The sequence below is a fragment of the Rhodococcus sp. NPDC058505 genome, from assembly GCF_042720095.1.
Taxonomy (GTDB): domain Bacteria; phylum Actinomycetota; class Actinomycetes; order Mycobacteriales; family Mycobacteriaceae; genus Rhodococcus_G.
In genome coordinates, this window is sequence record NZ_JBHXNB010000049.1 from 1 (window position 1) to 6895 (window position 6895).

At 68.0% G+C, this 6895-nt stretch carries 6 protein-coding genes and 1 pseudogene; 3 read left to right on the forward strand and 4 right to left on the reverse strand.

Annotated features, from left to right (window positions below; translation table 11 throughout):
• Positions 1–126 precede the first annotated feature (126 nt).
• Both ACFWPA_RS19460 and ACFWPA_RS19465 read right to left on the reverse strand, forming a co-directional pair.
• Positions 127–1544 (reverse strand): IS3 family transposase gene (locus tag ACFWPA_RS19460; protein ID WP_378571573.1). Its coding sequence is split into 2 segments (ribosomal slippage): positions 127–1187 and positions 1187–1544, totalling 1419 coding nucleotides; the frame shifts between segments, so codons are not numbered across the junction.
• A gap of 809 nt (positions 1545–2353) precedes the next feature.
• Positions 2354–3895 (reverse strand): adenylate/guanylate cyclase domain-containing protein, encoded by a 1542-nt coding sequence (locus tag ACFWPA_RS19465; RefSeq protein WP_378506409.1) that lies wholly within the window; start codon positions 3893–3895, stop codon positions 2354–2356.
• Positions 3896–3979: 84 nt separating this feature from the next.
• On the opposite strand from ACFWPA_RS19465, the gene nucS reads away from it, so the two are divergent.
• Complete coding sequence (gene nucS / locus ACFWPA_RS19470; protein ID WP_378506410.1) at positions 3980–4654, forward strand: endonuclease NucS; 675 nt, start codon at positions 3980–3982, stop codon at positions 4652–4654.
• 32 nt (positions 4655–4686) lie between these two features.
• Positions 4687–4989 (forward strand): ATP/GTP-binding protein, encoded by a 303-nt coding sequence (locus ACFWPA_RS19475; RefSeq protein ID WP_378506411.1) that lies wholly within the window; start codon positions 4687–4689, stop codon positions 4987–4989.
• Here ACFWPA_RS19475 and ACFWPA_RS19480 read toward each other — a convergent pair.
• Positions 4970–5965 carry a hypothetical protein gene (locus tag ACFWPA_RS19480; protein WP_378506412.1) on the reverse strand — a complete coding sequence of 332 codons (996 nt, stop codon included), beginning with the start codon at positions 5963–5965 and terminating at the stop codon, positions 4970–4972. The two genes, ACFWPA_RS19475 and ACFWPA_RS19480, sit on opposite strands and share 20 nt — an antisense overlap.
• A 142-nt stretch (positions 5966–6107) precedes the next feature.
• Positions 6108–6581, reverse strand: coding sequence for a methylmalonyl-CoA epimerase (mce, locus tag ACFWPA_RS19485; protein WP_378506413.1), 474 nt, complete (start codon positions 6579–6581; stop codon positions 6108–6110).
• Positions 6582–6685: 104 nt separating this feature from the next.
• Here mce and ACFWPA_RS19490 point away from each other — a divergent pair.
• Positions 6686–6895: pseudogene (locus tag ACFWPA_RS19490) on the forward strand (acetyl-CoA C-acyltransferase); the annotation flags it as partial.

A 6895-nucleotide genomic window follows, 5' to 3' on the forward strand; every position in this document is an offset into this window, starting at 1 on the left:
GGGTGTTGAGCGCGGAACACGGGTGTGGGTGCGGCAGAAGGTATGTGCACACGACCGCTGCCCGGTCCGCGCGGGTATTGCTGGCCTCGCCTCGGAACTTGTCAAGGTGATTGAGTCCAACGGGTGTTACGCGGCGGCCTGATCCGCCGCGAGTTCGGTGCCGTCGACAGGGACCGGTTTGTTGATCCAGGCGTCGGTGGGTAGATCCAGGATCTTCGGCCCTCGACCCGAAGTCCCGAATCGTTCGGGATGGCTGCGCCGGGCATCAGCCAGGACGGTGGAGCGTTCGGCGGCCTTCTGCACCGCGAGCCCGAAATGAACGTCAGCGGGGGTATGCAACCCGATTCCGCTGTGGCGGTGTTCGTGGTTGTACCAGGTCACGAACGAATCCATGAACTGCCGGGCGTGATGAATCGACCCGAACCGTCCCGGGAACGTCGGCCCGTACTTGAGGGTCTTGAACAGCGATTCCGAATACGGGTTGTCGTTGGAGACCTTCGGCCGCGAATGCGAACGCGTGACCTCGAGATCGGCGAGCAGGGACGCGACTGGTTTGCTCGTCATCGACGTCCCCCGGTCCGCGTGGACCACGTTCGGGATGCCATGCACGGCAAAGATTTCCGTCATGAACTCCACGGCGAGCAGCCCGGATTCACGGGCTTGGACGTGCACGCCGACGATGTAGCGGGAGTAGATGTCGACCATCACGTAGGCGTCGTAGTAGACACCCCTGACCGGGCCGGGGAGCTTCGTGATGTCCCAGGTGTAGACCTCCCGCGGCGCTTGTGCGACCAGTTCCGGGCACACCCGGGCCGGGTGCCGGGCCTGCCGGCGCCGCTCGGCGACCTGCGTGTTCTCCCGCAGGATTCGGTACATCGTCGACACCGAGCACAGGTAGGTGCCCTCGTCGAGAAGTTGGGCGTAGACCTCGAGCGGAGCCTGGTCGACCAAACGGGCGCAGTTGAGCATCGACAGCACCTGATGGCGTTCGGCGGCGGTGAGTTTGTTCGCCGGAGCCTTGAGCTCAGTCGCCAGGGCCGGTGACGGCTCGGCTCGTCGTGTCTTCTCCCGGGCGGCTGTCGACCGAGTAATCGACGTCAATGTCGTTGCTGCCCTGGTGACACCAGTTGCGGTGAGGTCGTGGTGAGCGGCCATCAACGCTTCTTGCGCGGCTCGTCGGTGTCCGCGCTCTCGGAGATCTGCTCCAAGAGCGCATGCGCTTTTCCCATGATCTCCAGGGCGACCTCGGTGGTCGCGAGGCGCTTGTTGGTCCGCTCGAGCTCACGGGTGAGCCGGGCGATCTCGGCCTGCTCGGCGGTGAGCTTGCCGACCTTCGTCCCGGCAGGTTTGCCGTCGAGGACGCCGGCGTCTCGTTGCTTGCGCCACTCGCTGATCAACGACGAGTACAGGCCCTCGCGGCGCAGGTAGGCGCCGCCCTCGTTGCTCTGGCAGGCCTGCTCATAGGCGGTCAGGTGCGCGAGCTTGTCCGCCGGGGTGAACGCACGCCGACGGGGGCCGTCGGCACGAGGATGCGAGGAGTCCATTCGGGCATTGTCCCCGGCCACGGCCAGGCTGGAAATTGTCATTGTCGAGTTGATCCGTATCTCGCCCTGCAGGCGGGGTTGCTGTGAACCGTTGGACTCAACTCACCCTGGCACGCAGGGCCTCGGGGCGCACGCGGTCGCTGGCATGCATCACGCAGACGAGGTGTGCACACGGGAAATGTGGCGTCCGCGGGGGTATTGAGCGCCGAATACCGGTGTGCACGCGGCAGAGGCCGTGTGCACAGTGCGGGTGACCACGCCGCTGCCGCCGGCCCGACCACGGACCCAGCACCGACGCCGCCCGCCAGCCAACGCATGCGACGGCGACACCGCAGGTGTGCACACGCCCACTGCCGCGTCCGCAGACAGATTGCGCGCCGAACACCGGTGTGCACGCGGCAGAAGCCGTGTGCACACGGGGGGGGTGCCACTCGCTCGCGGTCCGGTGCGCGCCGAACCTCTCTGCGCGCGTCGCAACCCTTCCACGTGCACGCATCAGCTATGTGCACACGCCCACTGCCGCGTCCGCAGACAGATTGCGCGCCGAACACCAGTGTGCACGCAGCAAGACCTATGTGCACGCGCCCGCTGCCGGGTTCGAGGGGGGTATTGGCTGGCCTCGACTCGGGGGCGCACGCGACCGCCGGCATGCATCACGCAGACGAGGTGTGCACACGGGGAATGCGGCATCCGCACGGGTATTCAGCGCCGAACTCCCGTGTGCATGCAGCAGAACGGGTGTGCACAGGGGAGTTCGGCCTGCCAGCCGGGGTTCGCCCGACCCAACGTGCACTCGGTCGCGGAGCCCCTCAGGCAGGGGTGGCGAGGCGGGTCGGGGTGGTGCGGCCGCGCAGGGTGACGGACTCGCCGAGGACCCAGGTTCCGTCCGCGAGCCCATCGGTTGCGGCGACCGTGCGCTCGGATGCGACAAGGGCGCCGGGGATGGACTTCGCCAGTTCGCACAGGCGCGCTGCCTCGTTGACGGGATCCCCGATCACCGTGTATTCGAAGCGATCGCGGGCACCGATATTGCCTGCCACCGCGATTCCCGCGGCGACTCCGATCGCCGCCCGACAGTCCGGCACCTCATCGAGGAGGCGGTCCCGGATGCGTCGGGCCGCGGCGAGCGCGCATCGCTCGGGGCTGTCGAGATCCGCCGGGGCGCCGAAGATGGCGAGGGCAGCATCACCTTCGAACTTGTTGATCAGGCCGCCGTGCGCGTCGACCTCGTCGACCACCACCGCAAAGAACCGGTTCAGCAGGTCGACGACCTCTCGAGGCGGGCGGGTCGCGGCAATCTCCGTCGACCCGACAAGGTCGATGAAAAAGGCGGCGATCTGACGCTCCTCGCCACCGAGTTCCGGGTCCCGCGCGATCGCCGCCGCCGCGACGTCGCGGCCAACATGCCGACCGAACAACTCCTGGATGTGGTCCCGTTCCCGCAGACCCTCGGCCATCCGATTGAATCCGCTCTGGAGTTCGCCGAGTTCGGTGCCGTCGTACACGAGAACCTCGGCGTCGAGGTCGCCCTGCTCGATGCGAGACATCGCCCCCCGGACGGCCCGGATCGGTGCGACGGTCGCTCCGAGTCCGAGCAGGGTGAGGGCAAATCCGCACACCAGAGTGACGCCGCCGAGCGCAAGAATCGAGACGTTCACCTGGGTGGCGTCCACATCGCGCCGGACCAGGCTGAATACCGCCACCAGCATCAATCCCACCACCGGGACGCCGGTCCCGAGCACCCACGCGAGCAGTCCGCGTCCGGTGACACCCGAGATCCGCACCCGTCGTGGATCGCCTGCCTCGAGGGCGCGCGCTGCCGCGGGGCGCAACGAGAACTCGCTGAGCAGATAGCTAAACGCGCACACCGTGATCGCACCCATCGCAATGGTGAGCGAGACCTTCGGAATGGTCTCCGGATCGAGCAGGCCGTAGGCGGTGGTGAAGAGGGCGAACCCACCCGCCCACAACACGATCTGGATGCACGTCAGCCGCCATGGCATCGCGAGCGCCGCCGCGGCCTCGCGGCGGGTCGGGACCTGTCCGCGAACCGCCCAGCGCAGGTCCCGGATGCCCATCGTCGTCCCCCACGCGGTGCCGATCATCAGCGCAACTCCGACGTACAGCGGAGCGATCACGGCGTTGACGATGAGAAACTCGCGGGTGAACAGCGCCGGCCCCGGAATGACGACGAGGAACAGCAGGCCGACGAGCAGCGCACCGATGAGGTTCGACAGCATCAGCGAGGTGGTGAGCAGAATTTGGACGCGGATCCGGCGAATGCGGGGACTCTCGTCGACATCGCCGAGGATCGGTGACCCGAGCGGTGCGGTGGTGCGGGGTAGGCGCATGGTGTGACTCACAGTAACGGGGAGATGCCGGCGGTGGTGCGAGGCATGAGGGCATCGGGCTGGCGGTGATCTAGGGTGGTGGCCGTGCGTCTCGTGATTGCCAGCTGCCAGGTCGACTATGTCGGACGACTCACCTCCCACCTGCCGATGGCACGCAGGTTGCTGCTGGTGAAGTCGGACGGCTCGGTGAGCATCCACGCCGATGATCGGGCGTACAAGCCCCTCAACTGGATGAGTCCGCCGTGCTGGTTGGTCGAGAACGGCGACGACGACGGCCGGGCGCTGTGGGTGGTGACGAACAAGGCCGGCGAGGAGCTGCGGATCACGATCGATGAGATCGAACACGATTCGTCGCACGAACTCGGTCTCGATCCGGGGCTGGTGAAGGACGGCGTCGAGGCGCACCTTCAGGAACTGCTCGCCGAGCACGTCGAGACCCTCGGTGACGGCTACAGCCTGGTGCGGCGCGAGTACATGACGGCGATCGGCCCGGTTGACCTCCTGTGCCGGGACGAGCGGGGCGCGTCGGTCGCCGTTGAGATCAAGCGTCGCGGCGAGATCGACGGCGTCGAGCAGCTGACCCGCTATCTCGAGCTGCTCAACCGCGATCCGCTGCTCGCCCCGGTCACGGGTGTCTTTGCCGCGCAGCAGATCAAGCCCCAGGCGCGGACCCTCGCCGAGGATCGCGGAATCCGGTGCCTGATCCTGGACTACGAGGCGATGCGGGGTATCGAGAGCACCGAGTTCCGGCTCTTCTGACCGGGTCGCCGGGCAGTGGCTACGCTGATCCCATGCCTCGACGCAACAACAATCGCAGGTCCGGCGCCCCGTCGCCGGTGGGGCTGAACGGGCCCCGCGCCGAGAGCGGCCCCGGCGGTCACGGCGACGAGCGCTATCTGGTGCGGCAGATCCCCGGGACCCGGGCGGTCAAGACCTACCGGTGCCCCGGATGTGACCACGAGATCCAGACGGGCGTCGCGCATGTGGTGGCGTGGCCTGCCGACGGGCTCGGCGGGGCCGAGGACCGCAGGCACTGGCACACCGGCTGCTGGAACGGGCGCGGATCGCGCGGGATCACCCGACGTTGGTCGTGACCGGTTTCTGACCGGTCTTCGGGGCTGCGGGCTTATTCGATCCGCCGCGCTCCTCGTCCTCCGGGTCGTGGTCGGCGCGGTTCGACTGGTCGTCCGCGTCGTCGTCGCCCTTCTTCGACTCCGCCACGCCGTCGAGCAACTGGCCCTCCCGGTTGACGGAGGCGAGCATGGCCGGAACGGAGTCGAGCTGCCCTCGAATTCCCAAGAGCTGAGCGAGAATTCGGCCCCGAAGGACGCGCAGCTCCTCGGCAAGTTCCTTCGCGTGGGCGATGCGCTTCTCGGCCTGCTCGGTCGCCGTCTGCAGGCGTCGGCGCGCCTCGTTCGTCGCATCGGTCAGTCGGCGCTCGGCCTCGGCCTTGCTGGACGCCTCGAGTTCCTCGACCGCGGTGACGACCTTGGTGCGCCGCTCGCTCATCGTGATCTCGAAGTCCTGCTGAATCCGCGTGCGCTTCGCGTCGGACTCGGCCTCGAGTCGGGCGGCCTCGGACTGCGCAGCCTCGACGGTGCGGGCGGCCTCGGTGCGGGCGCGGGCCATGGTCTGCTCATGCTCGGTCTCCATCGCGGACCGGCGATCGGTGAGCTCGGCGAGCTTCGCCTCGTACTTGCCGCGCAATGCGGTGGCGTCCTGCTCGGCGATCGAGACCATTTCGGCGGCGTCGGCCTGCGCCTTCGCCCGCACCTCGGACGCCTCGTCCGAGGCCAGCCGCAGCATGCGGGAGATGCGCTCGCTCATTCCCTCCGCGGTGGTCGGCGGAACCGACAGTCGATCGACGTCCTTGCGCAGCGAATCGATCTCGTCGCGGGAGTCCTCGAGCTGATGCGCGAGATCACGGGCCTGGGCGGCCGCAGCGTCACGGTCGGTGGCGGTGACGCGCAGCTCGGTGTCGAAACGGTCGAAGTAACGCCGAACCTCGTCCTTGTCGTATCCCTTGCGGACGATGGTGAACGGCATCCCGCGGTCGTGATCGTAGGCCATGCGTACCAATTTACCGCCGGTGGCGGACGTGGGGGGCAGGGCAGGTGGGTTGTGACGTGCGCCACCGTGCGCCCGCGGGGGTGGGCGCACGGTGGGGCTGCCTATCGAGTGCGGCGCCGACGAGTGCGGCCGCGGTCTGCGCTCAGTGGGTGGGGTTGGCCGCAGGCTCGACGAGCTCGACCAACACGCCGCCCGCGTCCTTGGGGTGCAGGAAGTTGATGCGCGAATCGGCGGTGCCCCGCTTCGGTGCGTCGTACAGCAGCCGGACCCCGCCCGCGCGCAACCGCTCGGAGATCGCGTCGAGATCGGTCACCCGGTACGCCATCTGCTGGATGCCCGGACCGTTGCGATCGATGAACTTCGCGATCGTCGAGGCCTCGTTGAGCGGTGCGAGCAGCTGGATCGCGGTGCTGCCGTCCGGGCTGCCGGGAACGGACAGCATCGCCTCGCGGACACCCTGCTCCTCGTTCACCTCCTCGTGCGTCGACACCAGGCCCAGGTGTTCGCCATACCAGGCGATGGCGGCGTCGAGATCGGGAACCGCGATGCCGACATGATCGATGGCGGTCACCAGTTCGGAGGCCAGCGGGGAGCCGGCGGGGGTGGTCTGTGTCATACCCCCGACGTTAGCGCTACCGTTTTGGTAGTTCTCAGTCGGATGGGGTGCCGCGACGGTGGTCGCGGGTCCCGCCGACTCGCTCGTGATCGTTGGAGGAAGTCGTGACCAGTTCAGTCATTGTTGCGGGGGCCCGCACCCCGATGGGACGCCTGCAGGGCGCACTGAAGGACTTCTCGGGATCCGACCTCGGCGGCATCGCCATCCGCGGCGCCCTCAACAAGGCAGGCATCACCGGCGACCAGGTCGACTACGTCATCATGGGGCAGGTCCTCACCGCAGGCGCAGGCCAGATCCCCGCCCGGCAGGCCGCC